The organism is Clostridioides sp. ES-S-0049-02 (assembly GCF_020658465.1).
GTDB lineage: Bacteria > Bacillota > Clostridia > Peptostreptococcales > Peptostreptococcaceae > Clostridioides.
Map to the genome: position 1 here is coordinate 1 of NZ_JACVWG010000001.1, position 23,673 is coordinate 23,673.

Here is a 23,673-nt window from a genome sequence, read left to right on the forward strand (position 1 = left end):
TCAAGATGAGATTTCCCACCGCAAGGGTAAGACCCCAGAAAGACTATCTGGTTGATAGGTCGAAGGTGTAAGTGCAGCAATGTATTTAGCTTATCGATACTAATAGGTCGAGGACTTGACCAATATTTATTTGATGTTCATTAATTAAAATATATATGCAGTTTTTAGAGTGTTAATTTAACTCATAATAGAATAAGTGTGCTGGTGTGGCTCAACGGTAGAGCAGCTGACTTGTAATCAGCAGGTTGTAGGTTCGATTCCTATCACCAGCTCCAGTAAAGACTATGTTTTTAACATAGTCTTTTTTATTATATAATATATTTATTATTTTATATAGTTTATAGAAATAGACAGGAAATTGATAAATTTAAGTAAAAAATAGCTATTAAGTAAGAAATAGCTATACAGATTAAAATAATTATTTTAATCTGTATGTGAATACCTTAACGCAAAAATTTGATTATTTGTGTAAGAATTGTTAAAAAGACATGTATATTTAATTTGAAACTAACTTGCCATGGATTACCATTCTAGCATCATCAAATTCATAAGTGCATGTAGAAAGTGTAACTATCTTATCTTTACTACTTACTTTCATATTTGATTTATGTAATGATTTGGAAGTAATAGCATCTATGTATTTTTGATAGTCTGATTCGCTATTAAAGCTTGTTTTTAGATAATCATAATCAGATTCTACAATATAGGCAGAAAATACTTCATATAATAATTCTTTTCCATCCATAGTGATTTTTATTTGATTGTTTTCTTTAAAGAAATCATCATCTTTAAACTTATTTAGATTATTAAACATTGTTTTGTTTTTCATATTATGTCCATATACTATAACATTTTGGTCATCCAGAGATTTATTTCTATAATCCATGAATAATGTACCTGAGATAGATTTTTTACCATAAAAGTCTTTGTCAAGATAATAAGAATTATCTTTAGATTGTACAACTGGATAATTTATATTTGTATTATCAACAGAAAGCCAAAACTTAAAATCTTTGTTTATTTTTAATAAGTCTTCTTTTTTATTTTCTTTTTTCTGAAGTTGAGCAGATACTTTAGTATCATGGCTGTACTTGCTAAGCTTTAAGCATATATTAAATCCACTATAGATTATTACTAATATTAATATAATATTAATTATTACTCTATATAATTTTTTCAAAATTTCACCTCAAATCATAAATAATAGTTTATATACCTATATTACACTATTTTTGAAGAAATTTAAATTTTTAGTATAATATTACTTTGACATACTTAAGTATTTATGATAATATAGCTAAGTAAAATGAATATTAAGTAAGCCAGATAATCGCATGTAATTTTACATGAGGAAAGTCGGAGCTCCATAGAGCAGGGTGCTAGGTAACACCTAGTGGGAGCAATCCTAAGGATAGTGCAACAGAAATAAACCGCCACTTAAGTGGTAAGGATGGAAAGGCGAGGTAAGAGCTCACCAGCAGCTAGGCGACTAGTTGGCTATGTAAACCCCACCTGGAGCAAGACCAAGATAGGAATAAAGAGTGCTGCTCGTACTCTCCGGTAGGTAGGTCGCTTGAGCTTATTGGTGACAATAAGCCTAGAAAGATGATTATCTAATACAGAACTCCGCTTATAGACTTGCTTAATTTTTTCGATAGGTGAAACATCAGTTTAAACTGATGTTTTTTTATTTGCAAATTTGTCTAATTTACTTTCAAAATTTTGTGGAATATTGTAATATAAGTTAGTACAGATATTAAAAATGGTATAATATAAGATGGATATAAAAAGAAAAAGTAAAATGATGTAAATAATATGATATGATATAAGATGTAGTAAATTTAGTAACTAATTATTAAAATATCATAATCAAATTAGTAATTTTACATAATGTAAATATCACAATAAAATAATTGATTTAAGGAGTGAAGGTTTTGAGTGAAAATAATATAATAAGAAATACTGTTTTAAATGTCACAGCAAGTTTTTTAAAACAAGAGTCTAAGATAAATGAAAAATTAGAAGGTGTTTTAGAAAAGAAATTTGAAAAAGTAGAATTCAATGAAGCAAAATATGCTGAGCTTTTAAAATTTAATATATTGTTTTATAAAACATTAGCAAGAAATACAGAACCGCTTATCGGGAAATGGATAGTAGATAAATACATACCTGAAATAGATGAATTAGAGAAAGAATTAGAATTAACTACAGCTAAATGTAGAAAGTATGTAAATAAGGCAATGAAGGATGGTTTAGACTGTCTAAAAGCCAACGATTTAAGTAGTTTTTTAGCTTATGATAAAATGGACCTATTAGAGAGACGAAGACGTTTAGAAAAGGATTATAAGGTTCTAAATCTATATAAAGACCTTCTTAATATAACACTTAGAAAGATAAGTTTAGAAAAGAAAGATTGTGCAAGTTTATTTCTTAAGAATCAAGCTGATGCTAAAAGAGAACTAAAAAGAGAAATAATATTCTGTGTAAATAAGATATTAGCTAGTAGCAAAGAGGTAGTACCTAAAAATATAGAAGAGAATTCTGAACAAAGCAGTGAAGATATAAAAGCAACAGAAATTGAAGATTTACAATTAGGTAAAGATAATTCAGAAAATGATGTTTTATTAAATTCAGTTAAAAAGTCAGAATTAGGAAAAGAACCGCAGATAAATGATGTAGAAGCAAAGTTTATGGATAAACTAAATAGTTTAAATGATGAAAGTATATCTCAAACTGTATATAATGAATATAAAAAATTATGTGGGTTAGAAGAACTTCCTTATGTTGAAGGCTATGGCTTTGGTGGAGAAGTTATTAAAGACTTTGTTTGTGCAACAGTTGCATTAGAATTTTTGAAGAGAAGAAATAGAGACCTTATAGAAGGTGCGATGAGATTAACTATAATTGGAGAATTTGGTGCTGAAAATTTTAAGGAATTCATAGATTATGTAATTAAAAATAAAACAGAAATTAGTGAAAATGTTTGGGAAGAAGCACACATTGTTCTAAAAGATAAATCTTCTGAATTAGAAAATCACGATATTGTATCAAAGAGAACTAGAAAAAATAAAGACATTGATATTGAAGAATATATTTATATGATAAAAAATGCAGATAAAGATGTTTGTTTTAGAAGTAGCATTTCTATAGAGGAAGATACTAAAGAAGAAGTAATTAATAAGAATGAAAATGTAGAGAATGCTATAGAAAATAAAGAAGATATTGAAAAAGATCATGATATAAATAAAGAAGAAATAATTGAACCAGAAAATAAGAAGAGTAGAAAAAAAGATAAATTATTTGGATTTATGAAAAAGGAAAGCAAAAAAGAGGATGTGCTAGAAGAAACTGAAAAGGAAGAGATTGGATTAGATAATACTTCTGATACAGTTCCAGGTGAAGCTGATGAATCTATTAAGGAAAATATAGAAAACTTAGAAGAAATAAACCAAAGTTTAGAAGAAGAACGCAACATAAAAATAGAAAAACCAATAAATAATGATGAGTTAGATAAAAAACTATCAGAAAGTAATGAGCCTAAATCTGAAAAAGAAAGTAAGGGATTAGGTGATGAAATGCCAAAAGAAGCAGAAGAAAAAAAGGTAGAAAGTGAAAAATCAGTAGTAATACCTATTAACAAGAAAGAAAAAAATAGCAAAAAGTCTAAACATTCTTCTAAGTCTAATTCTAAGGAAAAGAAAACAGAAATAAAAAATTATGAATCAAATGAAGAAGATTCTATAGATGATGAAGAGGTTGGTTCTAAAAAAAGCAGATTAAAAGAAACTATTATAGCTATAGTTATAGTGGCAATTGTTGGTGTAGGATACTTTATAACAGTAGGCAATAACAAGAAAAATGATAAAGACACGACACCTCCAAAAGCACCAACTCAGCAACAAGCCAACAATAAACAAACAGAAGAAGAAAAGAAAGCAAAAGCTGAAAAAGAAAAGAAAGAAGCAGAAGAAAAGGCAAAAGCAGAGGAAAAAGAAAAAGCTGAAAAGAAAGCAAAAGAGATGGAAGCATATAAAGACGGTAAAGGTGTATATTATACTGTCTATGCAGGTTCACTTAAAGTTGAAGCAACAGCAAAAGAAACAGCAAAAGAATATGAAGCTAAAGGTATTTCTTCAACAATAGTTCAAGAGAATGGATATTATAAAGTGAAGATAGGTGATTATTCTGAGTATGGAGAAGCACAAGAAAAATGTAATGAATTAGCTAAGAAATCTATTGATACATATATAGCGATGTATGATAAGTACTATGATTACAAATTAGAAGATTTGAAAGAATCAGCTCCTTCATTAAGTGCTGAAGAACTTAGACAAAAATATGAAGATTTAAGAAGTGAGTTAAAAAATAAATCTGGATATCGTGAATATGTTAAACATTTAGATAAACTTTATGAAGAAATAGTTGAAGGTGCTTAGGATATTTATTAAATAAGGACGAATTATGTCTCAAAATAAAAAGTATTAAAAGATATTATTTATTTTGAGACATTTTATTCACCTTTAGAAAATAATTATAATTTTGTTTAGGCGGTGAAGGTATGTTGAAATTAGGAGAAAAAATTATATATGAGCTTTCAGATGGATTTGAGCTTAGTGGTATCAGTAGATATTCAAAAGAATCTAAGAAACTTCATATAACAAATTTAGGTAATATTATAATCAGCAAAGCAGATGAAGTTAATGATGAATCAGGGGTAAAATATATATATAGTTTTTCAGATAATAAAAAAAAGTTAGAAGCAGTTTTAGAAGGTTCTCAAATAATCATTTATGGAGATAACTTGCCTTTTTATATAAAAAGTGAGAATTCAAGTAAGAATGTTACAGCAAGTTTAACTATGAAAATAACTTTAGATGAATATGATTTAATCTGTAAGAACCAAAGAGAATTTATATTTTATTTAAAAGACAACATGACTATCTTGAGTTTAGATGATAATAAATTTTATATGGGTGGAATTAATAAAGATAATGAAAAGTTTATATTTATCAGTGGAAAAAATAGATTTGAAATAAACTTTGATGATATAGAAAGATATATTTTAGAAGATAAGAGAGTTTCTCTAAAGGGTTATTTTCATATGGAAAGAGAAGGTCTTATAGTAAGGTCTATTTCTATATTTAATAATAATGTAGAAAATATAGTTCCAGCCGATTTAAGTGAGAGAGTTAAAGATAATAAGAAAATAGGAAATCTTCCTAAAGATTGTGAGATAGTATTCTGTAAAATATCAGGAAATATAGATGGATTTGATTATAAAAATACTAATATGCTTTTAGTAAAATATCAGGATCAACTTATTTTTATAAATAAGAAGTCTAAAAAAACTATTGTTAAGTCAACAAAAGATAATTGTTCAAAGTTAATTTTAGGAGAAGACATTATATTATATGATAATAAAAATGTATTTAACTTGCACATAAATGATAAAAATAAAGAAGCTATGCAAATAGAGGATTTAAAAGATATAGAAAATGAAATAGTAGGATATACATTAAAACATGCCCCATTTTTTATCCAAGAAGATTTTAATAGTTTAACAATAATGAAGTCTTTCCAAAAAGAAATTATATCTATAAAAAATAGTGATGTTAAAGATATTGTAATTAATAGAGATATTGAAAGTAAAAATTCTGATTTTGTAGAAACAGAAATAAAATTTAATAATCAAAAAATAATTTTAAATTTAAGTAGAAGTATGGTTCAAAAACTTATGCAAGATGTCTTTATATATGCAAAAAAACCACTACTTAAAGACGTTTCTGTTGAGATTTTATATAAAAATTGGTCTAAAGCTATGAATGATATGATAATATTTAATTTCTTTGGAAATATTTATTACATGAAATCTGAATTTGATAAAGTATTAGAAAGAGAACTGAATGATGAAATAAGAATAGAAGTCATAAATGCACTTTATAATCAGATACAAGAACAGAGAAATAATTTAGACTTGATATCAGCTTATACTCCAAGAATATTAGAAAATCAAGATATAGAGTTATTTGAAAAGTATAATGCAAAACTTGATGTACAAGTATTTAGACAGATTAAAAATTTATTCTTTGATTTATCATACAATATAAGTAGTTATTTAGATGGAGTTGAAAAAAGTTTAGATAATATTATATTTGTAATATCAGGTGAAGATAAGAAGCGATACAATTATAGGATGTTAAAGGAAAGTGAAAGTGCAAACTTGGATGTATTTTTAAAACAAGCTATATCAAGATTAAATCATTTAGTAGAAAATATGTATCCTTACTATGTGGATGAAACTAGTAGAGAGATGTTTAAGTTATTTGAAGTTTTATGGAAAAATTATAAAAATATTAATGATGATAGTATAAAAGAAGTATTATTCGAGAGAATAACAAATACATATGTATTTAGACAATTGACATTAAATAATAATACAAATGAAAGAAGAAAAGACATAATTGAAAAAATATATAATTCTGTTGATTATGGAGCCAATAAGCTAGATGAAAATATGTTTTTCACAGGAGGAATGAAGTATGTCAAGTAAATACAATGTATGGAATTTTAATTATGAGTTTTTAGGTCTGAATTCAAGTGATGAAAAAAATAATGAAGTTTATTATGAGATTGATTTAGATGAAGTCTTGAATGAAAACTATATAAGTGAAGATATAGATGGAGATTTAGATACTGATGGAAATAGCATCTTAGGAGAATTAATATCAGAAATGGATATAGATGAAGATGTAAGTGTTGACATGACATATCAAGAATTAGAAGTGGATTTAGAAGATTTAGATTCATATTTGGATGATGATATAGATAGTGATATAAAGGGTATTTTGGATGAAATTTAGTACCTATGTGAGTTTTAGGTAGAATATAGACAATATAATATATTAACTTATAAAAACTAAAGGTAGATGAAATTTCATCTACCTTTATGTTCTTGTAATGTTAAGAATTGGGATAATATAGAGTTTGAAGAAAAAGTATAAATATGGTATATTAATTTGGTACAAGAGAAAATTTACGAAGAAGGGTGAAAAAATGCAGATGACAGTAAAAAAAGCGATAATACCAGCAGCAGGGCTAGGAACTAGATTTTTACCAGCAACAAAATCACAGCCCAAAGAAATGCTTCCTATAGTAGATAAACCAACTTTACAGTATATAATAGAAGAAGCTATAGACTCAGGAATTGAAGAAATTCTTATAATAACAGGTAGAAATAAAAAATCTATAGAAGACCATTTCGATAAATCAGTTGAATTAGAGTTAGAATTAGAACAAAAAGGTAAGACAGAAATGCTAGAAATGGTAAGAGATATATCAAATATGGTAAATATTCACTATATAAGACAAAAGGAGCCAAAAGGTCTTGGACATGCAATTTACTGTGCAAAAAGTTTTATAGGAGATGAACCTTTTGCTGTATTATTAGGTGATGATATAGTAGACTCAGATGTGCCTTGTCTAAAGCAATTAATAGATACTTATAATGAATATAAAACAACTGTACTAGGTGTTCAAAAGATAGCTAAAGAAGATACAAACAAATATGGAATATTGGATATAAAACATATAGAAGATAGGGTTTATAAAGTTAAAGATATGGTTGAAAAGCCTGCAATTGAAGAAGCACCATCAGACATAGCCATACTTGGAAGATATATAATAACTCCTGCAATATTTGATATATTAGAGAAACAAACACCTGGAAAGGGTGGAGAAATACAGTTAACAGATGCACTTCAAACTCTTGGAAAACAAGAAGCTATCTATGCTTATAATTTTGAAGGAAGAAGGTATGATGTGGGAGATAAGATTGGTTTTTTAGAGGCGACAATAGATTTTGCTCTAAAAAGAGAAAATCTAAAAGATGATTTAATGGCTTATATGAGAAAAAAAGTAAGCGAAAAATAAATTTAGAAAAGAGGTAATTACTATGGCGGTTTTAGTAGCTGGAGGAGCAGGATATATAGGAAGCCATACAGCAATAGAACTTTTAGAATCAGGTTATGAAGTTGTTATAGTTGACAATTTAAGTAATAGTAACTCAATAGTAGTTGATAGAATTAGAGAATTATCTGGAAAACAAGTAAAATTTTATAATATTGATATAACTAATAAAAATGAAATGCACACTGTATTTAAAGAAAATAATATTGAATCTATTATACATTTTGCAGCTTTAAAAGCAGTTGGAGAATCAGTAGAAAAGCCAATTGAATATTATAGCAATAATCTAATAAGTACATTAAATTTATTTGAATTAATGAGAGAATATGGTGTTAAGAAATTTGTATTTAGTTCATCAGCTACTGTATATGGAGATCCACATACTTGTCCGATATTAGAAGATTTCCCGCTTTCTGTAACTAATCCATATGGAAGAACTAAGCTTATGATAGAGCAGATGTTAGTGGATATATCAAAAGCAGATGAGTCATTAGATATAGCACTTTTAAGATATTTTAATCCAGTAGGTGCTCATAAGAGTGGAAGAATTGGTGAAGAACCAAATGGAATTCCAAGTAACTTAATGCCTTATATAACAAAAATAGCAGTGGGTAAATTAAAAGAACTAAGTGTATATGGAAATGATTACCCAACTCATGATGGGACTGGAGTTAGAGATTATATACATGTATTAGATTTAGCTGCTGGTCATGTAAAGGCATTACAAAAATTAGAAGAAAATCCAGGACTTGTTGTTTACAATTTAGGAACTGGTAAAGGATATAGTGTTCTTGATTTAGTTAAAGCATTTTCTAAAGCCAGTGGAAAAGAGATACCATACAAAATTGTTGGAAGAAGAGCTGGAGATGTAGCAATGTGTTATGCAGATTCATCAAAAGCAGAGAAAGAACTTGGATGGAAAGCTAAATATAAACTTGAAGAAATGTGCCAAGATTCTTGGAGATGGCAAAGTATGAATCCAAATGGATACGAAGCATAAAATGTATATTAAAGGGGTAAATGTAACAAATTTGTAAATACAAGATATTGGTAATTTTATGTTATAATTAGAGGCGTGTAGTTATGTTTCTAAAAGAGGGGGAAGTTGTAGTGAAAAAAAGTCTAAAAAAGTATTTAGTACTAGCAATGACTTTAGTTTTAGTATTTGCATGTGGTGTACCAGAATCAAGTGCAGCCAGTAAACATGTAATTATAGTAAACTCAAGAAAAAACACTCTGGGATATTTTGTAAATAGCAAGCTTGTAAAAGAATTTAAAGTTGCAACAGGGAAAAAAGGTTCAGAGACACCAACAGGGAAAACAAAGGTAGTTAACAAGATAAAAAATAGACCATATTATAAAGGAAATATACCTGGAGGAAGCCCAAAAAATCCATTAGGAGATAGATGGATGGGATTAGCACTAAAAGGAACTTATGGAGATACATATGGGATACATGGAAATAATAATGAAAGTTCTATAGGAAAACACATTTCTGGTGGATGTATAAGAATGCACAATAAAGAGGTTAGATGGTTATTTGACCAAGTTCCAGTAGGTTCAGATGTAATTATAGATTATAGTAATGACAGTTATACTAAAATAGCAGCAAAATATAAGATAAATTTAAACCAAACAGGATGGAAAACAGAAAATGGTAAGAAGTATTATGTAAAATCTGATGGAACATACCAAAAAAATAGTTGGTTAAAAGTAAATGGAAAAATGTATTATTTTGATGCTTCAGGAGTAATGCAAACAGGATGGAAGACAATTAATAACAAAAAATATTACTTAGGAACTGATGGAGTAAGAGTATCTGGATGGAAGGTAATTGATGGAAAAACTTATTACTTTAATTCAGATGGAGTAATGCAAACAGGATGGCAAGAAAAAGATGGCAAGAAATACTATCTAGGAAATGATGGCTTATCAGTAGTAGGATGGCAAGAAATAGATGGTAATAAGTATTACTTTGATAAAACAGGAGTAATGCAAACAGGATGGCAGCAATTAGAAGGTAAATCTTACTATTTAGACAAAGAAGGTAAAATGCTAACAGGAACTCAAAAAATAGATGGAAAAGATTATACTTTCAATAAAGATGGAACAATAAACCCTACATGGAACACAGTTGTAGGAGCAAATAGATTTGATACAGCTAAAAAAATAAGTGAAGTTGGAAATTGGGGTGCTGACAGTTCAGATACTGTTGTATTAGTAAATGGAAATGCAATAGCAGATGGAATAACAGCAACGCCTTTGGCAAGTAGTTACAATGCAACAATATTACTTACTAATACAGATAAATTACCAAATGAAACTGTTGCAGAAATGAATTCATTAGCACCTAAAACAGTAATTTTAATAGGTGGAGAAAATGCAATAAGTTCTAAATTAGAGCAAGAAATAAAGAGTACTTTTAATGCAGAGACAAAGAGAATATCAGGTCAAGATAGATATCAAACTGCTGTAAGAATAGCTAATGAACTTGGAAACAGAGAAGAAATAAAGACAGCTTATATGGTTTCTGGAAATGGAGAGGCAGATGCTCTATCTGTAGCTTCTAAAGCTGGAGAAGAAAAACAACCTATAATACTAGTTAAGAAAGATGGGATTACAGAAGAATCTTATATTTGGCTAACAGAAAGAAAATTAGAAAATGCATATTTTATAGGTGGACCAAATGCAATTAATGATTCAACAATAGCTAAGACGAATGAAATAACTACTGAAGATGTTTCAGGAAATAGAATATATGGAAATGACAGATTAGATACTAATGCTAAAGTTATAGAAAAATTCTATGGTGATACTGATTTACAATCTGTGTTAGTTAGCAAATCAGATGCTTTAGTAGATGCTTTATCAGCTGGACCATTAGCTGCAAAATTACACTCACCAATAGTTTTAATGGATAATTCAGGATTATCAGCAGAACAAAATAGAGTATTTGCAAATAAAAAAGTTGAAACTCCTTATCAAATTGGAGGAGGAGTATCTTATATAGGTATGGATAAATTAATAGATATTCTTAGAAAATAATAAAACTATATAAATAATGTATAAAATGAAATTGAGATGTAAAATTCAACAGCCTAAAGCTTTGATTGTTTATATCTCAATTTTTTTATTACAAAATTAAGTTTAAGTTATCTAAAAATCTTGGAATATTTTCAAAACTCATATAAAATAAATATAGGTGATATCATCATATGTTAAGAGGGTGAGTGAAATTATAAAGAAGAAGTATATAATGTTTATTGATGAAAGTGGGAGAGCTGATATAAATCATGAGGACCCATTTACATTAACAGGAGTAATTTTTGAATATAAATATGCAGTGAGTCAAGGTGATTATGTCTGTTGTTTAAGGAAAGAGATGGATGCCTTTAAAGATTATTGCTTTGGAACTAGTAATATAGGAATACACTTGACTGATATATCCAGAAAGTCAAGAGCATTTGAAAGGTTTGATGATTCACAAATTAAGTTATTTTATGATGAATTACCTTTATTTCTATCTAAACTAGAGTGCACCATAATATCAGTAACAGTAGATAAGGCTAGATTAAAAAAATACTATGCACCTTCAAAGGAACCTTATGTTGTAGCTTTTATACATGTGCTTCAAAATTTCTATTCATTTGTAAATAATGAAAATGTAGAGTCTGCAAGAATCGTTATTGAATCAAGAGATGATGTTTCAAATTTAAAAGTACAAAAGGCATTTTTTGATGTTTTTAATAATGGAACAATATATTTAGATATAGATGAAGAGTTAAGAGACAAGGTAAAAGGTTTTATAATTGCCAAAAAGGAAGATGTAGATTACAAAGAAGGTTTAGAAATAGCTGATATTCTATGTAATCCTCTTAGTAGAGCTAGAAGAGGATTAATAGAAGCAAATCCAAAATGTGTGCAATATGGAGAAAAAAATAAAATATTTAAATCTGTAAGAAGTAAAATATACACTCCAACTAGTTTAAATGACATAAGAAATTGGGGTTTTAAAGAAGTTCCAATTGTAGAGCCTGTCGGACCATGGCTTGAAAAAATGAGATAGATAGATTGACAAATTTTTAGAAAATTGATATAATATAAATAACCTAGTTATTCAGGAATTGAAATACAGTTGCTGTTATATAACGCTTATTACTGAGACTCGGATGCCGACTGTCAGTTAAGAATCTATACTTTTAGAAGTATAGATTTTTTTATTTTGGAAGAAACCCTAAAAAAGAGACTATTTAAAAATAACCTCTTTTATTAATACTTATAATTGAGCATTTTTAATGACAAAGTTTTTGAAATTTTTAATTGCAGGAGGCAAATATCTATCCTTTATAACTGCTAAGTAAAAATTTCTTTCCCAACTTGGGTAAACAATTTGAATTACTTTTACTTTTGTAAACTTAAGCATAGGCATATTTGGTACTACAGCTATACCGAAATTTTTTGCAACTAATCCAGCAACTACCTGGTCTTCTTCTACCTCATGAACTATGTTAGGTTGTTGATTTATTTTTTTAAACATGTCATCAATTATATATCTAAGTCCACTTCTTTGATTAAATACTATTTGAGGATAAGGTATTGTCTCTTTTAAATCTATAGTATCTTTTGTAGCCAGTGGGTGGCTATATGGTACAATTAATACTAAATCTTGTTTGGATACAGGTATAAATTCAATTCCCTTCTCTTTTTCAAGTTTTGAGCAAAAAGCAATATCGTATTTTCTTTCCTTAAGACCTTGGATAATATCAGTAGTTACACCTGTATGAAATTTAAAGTCAATTGATTTATCAGGATTAGATTTTAAGAATCTATGAACCATATCAGGTATAAAGTCTGTACCAAGTGTTCTAAGGAAAGCTAAGTCAATTTGACCTTCACCAGTACCCGTTATCTTTAGTGACTTTACACTTGAGTCTAAGATTTCTAATGATTTTTCCACGTCTCTTAAAAATATTTTACCATATTTAGTTAAAACTATATTTCTACCTTCCTTTTCAAATAGAGACACTCCAAGTTCACTTTCTAACAAAGAAATAGCATGACTCAAACTTGGTTGTGTTATAGATAAATTTTCTGCTGCTTTTGTATAGTGCTCTAAATGTGCCAATGTAACAAAATAGCGTAAGTGATATAAGTTCAATTTTTGTTCATCCTTTCATGAGTATCGTATTTTTTATTTGTATGTATTTAAAGAAGTTGACCTTAAAGAAGTTTTTCACATTTTTATTATATATGATTACAGCGTAATAATAAAAGCTTTTAAAGAAATTTATCGTTTTTTGTCTTAAATTTTAGATAGATAGAGTTAAGGTATATATTAATAAATTATATTATCAATAAAATCTATAAACAAAATCTATGAATTGATAGGAAATTATCAATTTGTTATTAATAAAGTCTCATGATACAATGAATTTATAAAATCTAGATAAAGATAAATCAAAAAAATATTTTTATTTTTAAAGTAAAATAATGCTACTAGTAGAATAAATAAAAAAATAAAATCAAAAAAAAGATTAATTATAAAGAAATTAAAGGGGGCATATTTAAATTATGAATAATCAAAAAAATATTAACATTCCAATTACTATTAGTTCTTATACATTAGGCACAGAAGTTTCATTCCGTGATAGAGTGCGTATTGCAAAAGAAGCTGGATTTGATGGCATTGGATTACGTGCTGAAAATTATGTGGATGCAAAAAACGCTGGAGTTACAGACGAAGAAATGCTTTCAATTCTTGATGAATATAATATGAAAGTTACAGAAGTAGAATATATAACTCAATGGGGGACTAAAGAGGATAGAACAGAAGCTCAACAAGAAAAAGAACAAAATGTTTATCATATGGCTCGTTTATTTAATGTTAAACATATAAACTGTGGTCTATTAGAAATGGTACCAGAAGAACAAATTATAACTGCATTAGGAGAATTATGTGATAGAGCAGGAGAACTTATTATAGGACTTGAGTTTATGCCATACAGCGGTGTGCCAGATTTAGCTACTGCTTGGCGTGTTGTAAAAGGATGTAACCGTGAAAATGCAATGCTTATATTAGATACATGGCACTGGGCTAGAGCAAAACAAACAGTAGATGACCTTGCACCTGTTCCAGCAGAAAAGATAGTATCAATTCAAGTTTGTGATGTTTTAGAGACACCTTATGAAAAACTTAGAGATGAATCACTACATGACCGTGTAGCTCCAGGTGAAGGATATGGAAATACAGAAGAATTTGTAAAAATAATCAAAGAACATAATATATCACCAGAAGTTATAGGTGTTGAAGTAATATCTGATTCTTTAGTAGCTAAAGGATTATCAACTACAGCTGAGACTGTATTTAAGGCAACTAAAAAAGTATTAGATAAAGCATGGCCAGAAGTATCTCCAAAATAAAAATAGACTTATTCGATATTAAAGTATATAAAGCATAAAAATATAAGAAAAAAATATAAAACTTGAAAGGAAGGAAAACCTTATGAAGATTAGTTCTATGTTTACACCTATAAAAATTGGTTCAATGACAGTTCCAAACCGTTTTGTAGTTCCTCCTATGGGAAATAATTTCGCAAACACAGATGGTACTTTAAGTGAAACTTCTAAGGCTTATTATCTTGAACGTGCCTTAGGTGGTTTTGGATTAATAACTATAGAATCTAGTGTTGTGGATAAGAAAGCTAAAGGAGGACCTCGTAAACCTTGTTTGTATGATGATAGCACAATAGATAGTTTTAAAAATGTAATAGATGCCTGTCATAATGCAGGTTCAAAAGTATCTATACAATTACAACATGCTGGTTCTGAGGGAAATGAAAAAATTGCAGGGTATCCTTTAAAAGCTGCTTCTGCAATACCTGCGTCAAATGGACGTAATACACCATTAGCAATAACAACTGAAGAAATATATGAACTTATAGAATCTTATGGAGATGCTGCGTTACGTGCAAAAAAAGCTGGTGTAGATGCTGTTGAAGTTCACTGTGCTCATGGATATTTAGTTAGTAGCTTTATATCACCAAGGACAAATAAACGTGTAGATGAATTTGGTGGATGTTTTGAAAATAGAATGAGATTACCTCGCCTTATAATTGAAAATATACGTAAAAAGGTAGGTAATTCTATAGCAATACTATGTCGTATAAATAGTACAGATGATATTTTAGGTGGAATTGATGTACATGATAGTTCAGTAATCGCAGCTTATTTAGAAGATTGTGGAGTAGATGGACTTCATGTTTCACGTAGTATACATATACATGATGAATATATGTGGGCTCCTACAGTTCTTCATGCTGGATTTAGTGCAGATTTAGTTACAGAAATAAAGAAATCTGTTAGTATACCAGTAATAACTGTTGGTCGCTATACAGAGCCACAATTTGCTGAATTAATGGTTCGTCAAGGTAGATGTGATTTAGTAGCATTTGGTAGACAAAGTTTAGCTGACCCAAGTATGCCTAACAAAGCTAAAAATGGGAAGTTAGATGAAATGATACCATGTATTGCGTGTCTACAAGGTTGTGTGCCAAATATGTTCCAAGGTAAGCCTATAGCTTGTCTTGCAAATCCGATATTAGGTCATGAATCTGAACTTAAACCAGCTGAAACTACAAAAGAAGTTCTTGTTGTTGGTGGTGGTGTTGGAGGTATGCTTGCAGCATGGGTATGTGCTGAGAGAGGGCATAAGGTAACTCTAGTTGAAAAATCTGAAATGCTTGGTGGTCAAATGCGTTTAGCTGCATATCCTCCAGGTAAAGGAGATATTACTAATTTAGTTCGTAGTTATATTTCAAAGTGCAATCAATATGGTGTAAAAATATACACTAATACAGAAGTTACAGTAGAGTTTATAAAAGAAAAATCACCTGATGCAGTTATTGTAGCTACTGGTGCAACTCCACTTGTACTTCCTATACCAGGAATTAATGAATCAGGATTAATACATGCAGTGGATCTTCTTGATGGAAAAGAATCTTGTGGAAAGAAAGTTCTTGTTGTTGGTGGTGGAATGGTTGGTTGTGAAGTGGCAGCCTTCCTTGGTGAACAAGAACATGATGTTACTGTTATTGAATTAAGAGAACAAGTTGGTGCAGATGTAATTTCTGAACATCGTAAATTCCTTATGGATGATTTTGAAAGTTACAATATACATACTGTTACTGGTGCTAAAGTTGCTAAATTCTATAACGATGGAGTTGACTATTCACTTGCAGATGGAACAGAAGATAATTTAAAAGGCTTCGATTCAGTAGTACTTGCTATGGGTTCTCGTAATTATGACCCATTAAGCGAAGAAGTAAAGAAATTTGTGAATGAAACTTATGTTATTGGGGATGCAGTAAAGGCTCGTAGAGCATTGGATGCAACAAAAGAAGCTTTTGAAGTAGCATTAAATATATAGTTGAAATTAAATAGATGTTTCTTTGCAAATAATTAAATAGATTATTTGCAAAGAAATTGATGATATTGGGAGGATATAAAATTATGGAAATTTCAGGAAGAACAGGGTTATTCGCATTAATAGGTACACCAGTGGGGCATTCTAAATCACCACTAATGTATAATTATAGTTTTGAAAAATTAGATTTAGATTATAGATACTTAGCTTTTGATATTACTGTGGACAAGGTAAAAGATGCACTTTCAGCTATAAAAACGTTCAACATAAAAGGAGCAAATGTAACAATGCCATGTAAAACTGCTGTTACAGAATATATGGATGAACTTTCTCCAGCTGCTCGTATAATTGGAGCATGTAATACAATTGTAAATGAAAATGGAAAGTTAATTGGACATATAACAGATGGTGTTGGTTATGTTCGTAATTTAAAAGAAAATGGAGTTGAAGTAAAGGGTAAAAAACTTACGATTATGGGTGCTGGTGGTGCGGCAACTGCTATACAAGTACAATGTGCATTAGATGGAGCAAGAGAAATATCTATTTTCAATGCTAAGGATGATTTTTATAAAAGAGCGGAACAAACAATTGAAAATATAAAGAAAGAAGTACCAGAATGTATTGTTAATTTATATGATTTAGCAGATACAGAAAAACTTTATGAAGAAGTATCATCAAGTGATATTTTGACAAATGCAACGCTTATTGGGATGAAACCTCATGATAATGAAACTAATATAAAAGATGTTAGTGTATTAAGAAAAGAGTTAGTTGTAACAGATGTTGTTTATAATCCAAATAAAACAAAAATGATTGAGGATGCTGAAGCTAATGGTTGTAAAGCTATTGGTGGATTAGGAATGTTATTATATCAAGGAGCTGAGGCTTTTAATCTATACACTGGATTGGAAATGCCTGTAGAAGAAATTAAAGAATTATACTTTAAATAGACGAAAAAATAATACTTTAATAATATAGAATATATATGTATCTCAATGTTTTGATATTACTTTACAAAATATTTTGATATTACTTTATAAGTTGTCATAGTGGGTTTTGTATCGGTGGTATAGTTAAATGTAAAAGTTTAGCTATTCTTTAAACCCATTATGGGAATACGTTTATTGTATATAAAAATGTTAAGAAATTAACAAGAATGGGAGAATAACTATGAATAATAAAAAATACTATCCTACTGCCATAGCGTTGTATTTTTCATATTTTTTACTTGGTATTGGAATTTCAATTTTAGGACAATATAAACCAGAATTTGCATCTATGTGGGGAGCTAAGACACTATCAGATGGAACTCTTGATGTGAGTATTGTTTTAGCAGTTATTGCTGCATTAGGGTTAGGTAGACTTATATCATATCCATTTGCAGGCCCTATTTCAGATAAATATGGAAGAAAGGTAAGTGGACTTATAGGTAATTTTCTACATGCAATTTTCTTTATTGGAATTGTATTTTCACCAAATTTTTACATAGCGTATATATTTGCAGTAATTGGAGGTGCAGCAAACTCATTTTTAGATACTTGTGTAACACCTTCTTGTATGGAGATATTTGCTAGTCTAGGAACAATAGCAAATATGTTTACTAAATTCACAATAGCTTTAGCGCAATTTTTACTTCCTTTTATAATTGGATTTGTTGCAGCAAATTCAATATCATTTAAAGTTATTTTTATAGTAACAGCTGTTCTTATTATTGTAGATGCAATTTTAATAGCTATATTGCCATTTCCTCCAGCTAACAATGTTATTGATAATAATGGAAAGACTGTTAAGTCAGAGAAAATGAAGTTTACACCAACAAGTATAGCTCTTGTTTGTATTGGATTTACATGTACATCTACATTTGTACTATGGCTAAATTGTAATCAAGAATTAGGTAAATTATATGGTATGGCTGACCCTACAAAAATTCAATCTTTTTATTCAATGGGAGTAATCTGTGCAGTATTAATAACTTCTGTGCTTATAAAAAAATATGTTAAGCCAATAAGAATACTTGTTATCTATCCTGTAATAGCTTCAATTATGTTATTAATTGTGTATTTTGTTCAGTCTCCAACTATTTGTATGGTAGGAGGATTTGTAATAGGTTATTCAGCAGCAGGTGGTGTGCTTCAATTGACTACATCGACAGCAAATGAAATGTTTCCAACTAATAAAGGAAAAATAACATCTATAGTTATGATTGCATCTAGTATAGCTAACTATGTTATTTTAAATATAGCTGGATTTATTACAAAATCTGGTGGAGTAAATGGGCCAAAATATGTTGTACTATTCAATGTAGCTATAACATTTGTTGGAATTTTACTTGCATTGTTTGTAAACATGAGATATGAAAAAGAAAAAGTACATGATTGTAATATGTAACATTAGTATAATATAATTGTAAGTATTTTTAATTTTAACATGTCTGAAAGAAGAGGTGTGACAATGGAAAATATAGAAAAAATAAGAGAAAAAATAGACTTATATGATGATGAGCTGATTGATTTACTTGAGAAAAGAATGGAATGTATAAAAGGTATTATTGATATTAAAAAGGAAAAAGGTCTTCCCATTTTACAGCCAGACTATGAAAATAAAAAAGAAGTAGCATTAATTGAGAAGCTAAAAGGTCATAAGTTTGAAGATGAAATTATAGATATTTTCAGATATGTAGTAAAAAATAGTAAGAAAATACAGGCTAAAAATTTATTCTCTTACAATATAATGCTTGTTGGATTTATGGGGGTCGGAAAAAGCACTGTATCATCATACTTGAGTCATTTATTAGAAATGGAGCAAGTAGAAACAGATGCATATATAGTTGAGCATCAAGGGATGAGTATTTCTGAAATATTTGAAAAACGAGGAGAAGAATATTTTAGAAATCTTGAAAGCCAAGCATTAATAAATTTACAACAAAGAGAAGGACTAGTTGTTTCCTGTGGGGGAGGAATCGTACTTAGAGATAAAAATGTAGAATATATGAAAAAAAGTGGAAGAGTTGTTTTATTAACAGCAAGTCCAGAAACTATTCTTCAACGTGTTAAACATAGTGATGAAAGACCAATACTTAATAATAATATGAATGTTGAATTTATATCTGATTTGATGAAAAGACGAGAAGAGAAATATATGGCATCAGCAGATATTATTGTAAATACAGATAATAAAACAATAAAAGAAATTTGTGAAGAGCTGGTCGTAAAGTTAACGGAACTTGATAAATAAATTCTAATTTAACAAAACCATTGTTAAGCGATGAAACTTTAATATTTGTACAATTAGTATTACTGGAAATTTTAATTTCTAGTAATATTTTTTTATGTGTAAAAATGTAAATTCATTAAAATAAGTAGTATAATCAATATAAATTATAATAATGTAAAGGAGGATAATTTAGTGGGTAGTATTTTTAAGCAACTACAAAAGATTAAGGATTATGATGGATATAAAGAATCATTTGAAATGAATTATTTATGTATATACGAAAAGATACCTTTAAGAGAACAAGTAGAACTTGCAAATAATTTGGTAGAGAATATTTTAAATATTTATAGAAGTGAATCTAATAAAATTGACCTGTTAGAAGAGTATAGTCATAAGTCTCTAATTTGTTATTTTGAAATTTTTATGAAAAAGATAAACACTCTAATAAAAGAGCGAATAATTGATGAAAAGTGGTTATATCAGCTAACAGAGGATTTAATATATACAAGTGAAAAAGATGAGTATGTAAAACTTGGGCTTGTTTTAAGTGAAAATTATTTAGATGTAGATAATATAAGAGAAATAGTGGATACATTTTCTAAATCTGGAGAATACATATTTTACTTAAGTAATACTATTAGAAAACTTGAGTTTTACAATACATATTTGTTTAATCTATCTAGAATATCTACAGGCTCAATAAAAGTATTTGCCATTGTCAATATGGAAAATCTAGATTCTGAAATAACCTCTTATTTAATTGAAGAAGGATATAAAGATAAAAAATATGAAGGATTACTAATGAACTATATTATTTCTACAGTAGATTTAAGCGAATATCTTGAAAGACGAGATTTAGATAAAGATAAGGTAAACAACTTAGCATATCTTATATGCAATTATTTGTTAAGTGTAGAATTTAAATATATAGGGAATAAAGTGGAATTAGTGAATCAATTTCTTCCAATTGTAGCAAGCTATGGGACTAACTTTGATAGTCTGTATTCTATTTTTTTAATAGCAGTAGGTGTTTTAGAGGATGACAAAGTAAGTTGTGATAAAGTTGAATTTAAGAAAGAAATGAATAATGTTTTACTTAGTGAAAAGTGGAAAAGTATATTCTTTAAAGCATTAAATGAAGCTGATGGAAAGACAGAAGATATGATAAAAATGTCAGAAATCTATGATGTACGTTTATCTTTTGATGATTTATTACCATATTTAAATAAAGATATTCGAGATTTTGAGGTATATTGGCATATATCTAAAAAGGGAAGTGCAAGCTGTAAGTTGAAGTTATTAGATTTTTTTGAAAAAACATTTAAAACAGAAGAGTTAATTGGAAAAATGGAAGATATAGAAAAAAATAAATTAACACAAGAATATTATGATGATATGTTATTTTTCATTGTCCTTAAAGGTAGTAAATCACTGTACCCTAAAGGAAAAAATTTATCTTTAAAAGGACTTTTTGGAAACATAAATGAAGTACGTAAGGAATCTATAAATATTTTGAAGAGGTATAGAGAGAGACTTTCTCTTAAAGAAATGCAAATAGTTAAAGAAGCTTATGAAAAAGAAAAAAATATCAAATTAAAAGATGAGTTAAGACGATTGTTATATGAAAGTAATAATTTAAAAAAAGAATTTGTAAATACTAAAAAGCTGAAGGTAAATGAGCATGGTAAAGACATTTATTTGATTTCAGTAGCTGTTGCTGGCTCAAGGTTTAGAAATAGAGAATATTTAGAAAATGAATTGGAGAAGAGTAAGATATACTATCTAAAAAGAGAGAAAGATAATTTATATGATGAAAATGCTATTAAAATAGTTGGAGAAACTGGGTATGTAATAGGTTATGTTCCAAGAAAAGATAATTATATTTTGAGTAATTTATTAGATGGAGGAAAACTTTTGTATTGTAGAGTAACTGAATACAATTTAGATGAAGATTATATTTACATAAACGTATATTTAAGTTATAAAGACGTGATTGAAACTGTTGAAAATTCACTTAAAATGGTATTAGATAGAAGTAAGGTAAAAGTTATAAACTAAATAATATTATGAATTATATGAAATTTAAACTGTAATCAATCTTCACTTGATGATGGGTTATATAAAATTTTGAAAGTACAATGGATAGAATCTATGTCACAATGTACAATCTTAGATGAGGGCGAATTTAGTGGTTATGTAGGCTTTGACGAGTGTAATGGAAATAGATTTTGGACAAAAGAGGAAATAGAATCCTTGACATTTATACCAGAAATATATAAAAGCAGTTATGTATAATTTGAATTAATGGACTTATGTGATAAACAAGAATACATATGAGCTTTTATTTATAAATCAAAACATATTGAGTATAGCTCCAAACACAGAGATAAATCAATTGTGTTATAAGGTATTTTAGAATAGAGATAAACCATGTGAAGTTTGTCCAATGAATGAACAAAAAAGTGCGTGCCTAATGTGTTGTAATGATATAACTAAGTATAAAAAAATGAATCTAAATCTGCACCTAACTGTTAGTTATATATTTATAATATAATAGCTATTTTTATTTTAATAAAATATAGCATAAAAAAACCAATTGTTTTGTAAGTAAACTATACAAGCTTACTTGAATCTGTATCTCTACAAAACAATTGGTTTTATGCTATTTTATAATTTTAAATTTAGAAGGAATTTTAACTTCTGATTTTTCTTTTATTTTAGAAGCTTGTTTTTTAACTTTTTCCAATAACTCAGATTCGTTTACAACTAATACCTTTCTTTCTTTCATAAGCCACTTTCCATCACAAATTGTAGAATCTATATTTTCGCTAGTCATAGAATACACGATGTTTCCAATTGGATTATGCATTGGTAAGCAATGAATTGTATCTGGATTAAGAATAATCATATCTGCTTTTTTGCCAACTTCAAGACTGCCAATTTCTTTTTCAAGTAAAGCACATTTTGCTCCATTTATAGTAGCCATTTCTAATATTTGTTCAGCTGGAATAACTGTTGGATTTAAAGTTCTTCCTTTATGTATTAATGAAGTTAAATACATATCTCTCATTAAATCCATTCTATTATTTGAAGGAGCCCCATCAGTACCAATTGAGACTGGAATTCCTTTTTCTAGCATTTCAGGAATTGATGCAAAACCTAGTACTACTTTCATAGCTGCACCAGGGTTATGAGAAACTTTTACATCATGTAATCTGAATAAATCAATTTCTTTATGCGTAAGCCAAACTGTATGAGCAGCTAAAAGGTTTGGACCCAAAACACCTAACTTATCAAGATATTCAACTGTTCCAACTCCAGTATTTTGTTTTACAAATGAAATTTCATCAGCTATTTCAGCTACATGCATATGTATACCTGTGTTGTATTTGTCAGCTAATTGTTTAGTTCTAACAAGTAAATCCTCAGTTGTATTAAAAATAGTTCTTAAAGCAAACCATATTTTAATTCTTTCATTAGATGTATTATTAAACTTATGGTATAAATCTAATTGAGTGTTGATTTCTTCATCAGTAGTTTTTTGCCATGCTTCAGGAAGACCATCTCCTGTATCCATAACTGATTTAGCTAGACATGCTCTAATTCCAGTTTTATCAACAGCTTCAACCATAGCATCGACATATTGACCACCAGACTCTAAAAATGTAGTGACACCAGATTTTATTAGTTCTACACAACATGCAGTAGATGAGATTAAAGAATCTTCGTAATTAAAGCTACTTTCATATGGCCAGATTCTTTCTCTAAGCCATGTTAAAAGAACAACATCATCAGAAAGACCACGACCTAATTGTTGAGATAAGTGAACGTGTGTATTGACTAATCCTGGCATTAATATTTTTCCATTAGCATCGTATATTTCAGCATCTTTATCTACAATATTATTATCAAATTTCCCAACTTTTTTTATAATATTGTCTTCAATAAGTATACTTCCATTCTCATATACTTCTCTATCTGTATTCATAGTGATTAGATATGCATTTTTTATAAGTAATTGTGACATAAATATCATCCCTTTTCTATGTATTTTTCTATCTATATATTATGAT

Annotated in this window: 17 protein-coding genes, 1 tRNA gene, 1 rRNA gene and 1 other RNA gene; 17 read left to right on the top strand and 3 right to left on the bottom strand. The window is 28.5% G+C overall.

The window, feature by feature from the left end; genetic code table 11:
* Positions 1-123 (top strand): 23S ribosomal RNA (locus IC213_RS00005); the annotation flags it as partial.
* Positions 124-200: 77 nt separating this feature from the next.
* Positions 201-275 (top strand) — tRNA-Thr (locus IC213_RS00010).
* A gap of 221 nt (positions 276-496) precedes the next feature.
* On the opposite strand, the gene srtB is transcribed toward IC213_RS00010, so the two are convergent.
* Positions 497-1,180 (bottom strand): class B sortase, encoded by a 684-nt coding sequence (gene srtB, locus IC213_RS00015; protein ID WP_227432746.1) that lies wholly within the window; start codon positions 1,178-1,180, stop codon positions 497-499.
* 134 nt (positions 1,181-1,314) lie between these two features.
* On the opposite strand from srtB, the gene rnpB reads away from it, so the two are divergent.
* The 8 genes from rnpB to IC213_RS00055 all read left to right on the top strand — a co-directional run bounded on the left by rnpB (position 1,315) and on the right by IC213_RS00055 (position 12,031).
* An RNA gene (rnpB, locus tag IC213_RS00020) (RNase P RNA component class A) lies at positions 1,315-1,649 on the top strand.
* 276 nt (positions 1,650-1,925) lie between these two features.
* Complete coding sequence (locus IC213_RS00025) at positions 1,926-4,436, top strand: SPOR domain-containing protein (protein WP_227862558.1); 2,511 nt, start codon at positions 1,926-1,928, stop codon at positions 4,434-4,436.
* Positions 4,437-4,558: 122 nt separating this feature from the next.
* Positions 4,559-6,550 carry a hypothetical protein gene (locus IC213_RS00030; RefSeq protein WP_227432351.1) on the top strand — a complete coding sequence of 664 codons (1,992 nt, stop codon included), beginning with the start codon at positions 4,559-4,561 and terminating at the stop codon, positions 6,548-6,550.
* On the top strand, positions 6,540-6,860 hold the full coding sequence (locus IC213_RS00035; RefSeq protein WP_227432352.1) for a hypothetical protein: 321 nt from the start codon (positions 6,540-6,542) through the stop codon (positions 6,858-6,860). The genes IC213_RS00030 and IC213_RS00035 overlap by 11 nt, the downstream gene beginning before the upstream one ends.
* Before the next feature lie 193 nt (positions 6,861-7,053).
* A complete protein-coding gene (gene galU, locus IC213_RS00040) occupies positions 7,054-7,929 on the top strand; it encodes a UTP--glucose-1-phosphate uridylyltransferase GalU (protein WP_285894577.1) in 876 nt (291 codons plus the stop codon).
* A 22-nt stretch (positions 7,930-7,951) separates the two neighbouring features.
* Entirely contained in the window at positions 7,952-8,965 is a 1,014-nt protein-coding gene (gene galE / locus IC213_RS00045) for a UDP-glucose 4-epimerase GalE (RefSeq protein WP_227862559.1), read from the top strand.
* A gap of 110 nt (positions 8,966-9,075) precedes the next feature.
* Positions 9,076-11,010, top strand: coding sequence for a cell wall-binding repeat-containing protein (locus IC213_RS00050; protein WP_227862560.1), 1,935 nt, complete (start codon positions 9,076-9,078; stop codon positions 11,008-11,010).
* 211 nt (positions 11,011-11,221) lie between these two features.
* Complete coding sequence (locus tag IC213_RS00055; protein WP_255613040.1) at positions 11,222-12,031, top strand: DUF3800 domain-containing protein; 810 nt, start codon at positions 11,222-11,224, stop codon at positions 12,029-12,031.
* 210 nt (positions 12,032-12,241) lie between these two features.
* On the opposite strand, the gene IC213_RS00060 is transcribed toward IC213_RS00055, so the two are convergent.
* Entirely contained in the window at positions 12,242-13,123 is an 882-nt protein-coding gene (locus IC213_RS00060; RefSeq protein ID WP_227432356.1) for a LysR family transcriptional regulator, read from the bottom strand.
* Positions 13,124-13,536: 413 nt separating this feature from the next.
* On the opposite strand from IC213_RS00060, the gene IC213_RS00065 reads away from it, so the two are divergent.
* From IC213_RS00065 to IC213_RS00095, 7 genes are all read left to right on the top strand, one after another.
* Positions 13,537-14,385, top strand: a complete 849-nt coding sequence (locus IC213_RS00065) for a sugar phosphate isomerase/epimerase family protein (RefSeq protein ID WP_227432357.1) — start codon at positions 13,537-13,539, stop codon at positions 14,383-14,385.
* An 82-nt stretch (positions 14,386-14,467) separates the two neighbouring features.
* Positions 14,468-16,390, top strand: a complete 1,923-nt coding sequence (locus tag IC213_RS00070; RefSeq protein WP_227862561.1) for an FAD-dependent oxidoreductase — start codon at positions 14,468-14,470, stop codon at positions 16,388-16,390.
* A gap of 83 nt (positions 16,391-16,473) precedes the next feature.
* The gene (aroE, locus tag IC213_RS00075) at positions 16,474-17,337 is read left to right on the top strand and encodes a shikimate dehydrogenase (protein ID WP_227432359.1); all 864 of its coding nucleotides are present in this window, start codon (positions 16,474-16,476) and stop codon (positions 17,335-17,337) included.
* A gap of 220 nt (positions 17,338-17,557) precedes the next feature.
* Positions 17,558-18,775 (top strand): MFS transporter, encoded by a 1,218-nt coding sequence (locus tag IC213_RS00080; RefSeq protein ID WP_227432360.1) that lies wholly within the window; start codon positions 17,558-17,560, stop codon positions 18,773-18,775.
* 63 nt (positions 18,776-18,838) lie between these two features.
* Positions 18,839-19,621: a shikimate kinase gene (locus IC213_RS00085; RefSeq protein ID WP_227824250.1), complete on the top strand. Its 783-nt coding sequence runs from the start codon at positions 18,839-18,841 to the stop codon at positions 19,619-19,621.
* A 171-nt stretch (positions 19,622-19,792) separates the two neighbouring features.
* Positions 19,793-21,658, top strand: a complete 1,866-nt coding sequence (locus tag IC213_RS21215; protein WP_227862562.1) for an HIRAN domain-containing protein — start codon at positions 19,793-19,795, stop codon at positions 21,656-21,658.
* A gap of 69 nt (positions 21,659-21,727) precedes the next feature.
* A complete protein-coding gene (locus tag IC213_RS00095) occupies positions 21,728-21,895 on the top strand; it encodes a hypothetical protein (protein WP_227862563.1) in 168 nt (55 codons plus the stop codon).
* 367 nt (positions 21,896-22,262) lie between these two features.
* Here IC213_RS00095 and IC213_RS00100 read toward each other — a convergent pair whose 3' ends face one another.
* A complete protein-coding gene (locus tag IC213_RS00100; protein WP_227862564.1) occupies positions 22,263-23,627 on the bottom strand; it encodes an amidohydrolase in 1,365 nt (454 codons plus the stop codon).
* Positions 23,628-23,673 lie beyond the last annotated feature (46 nt).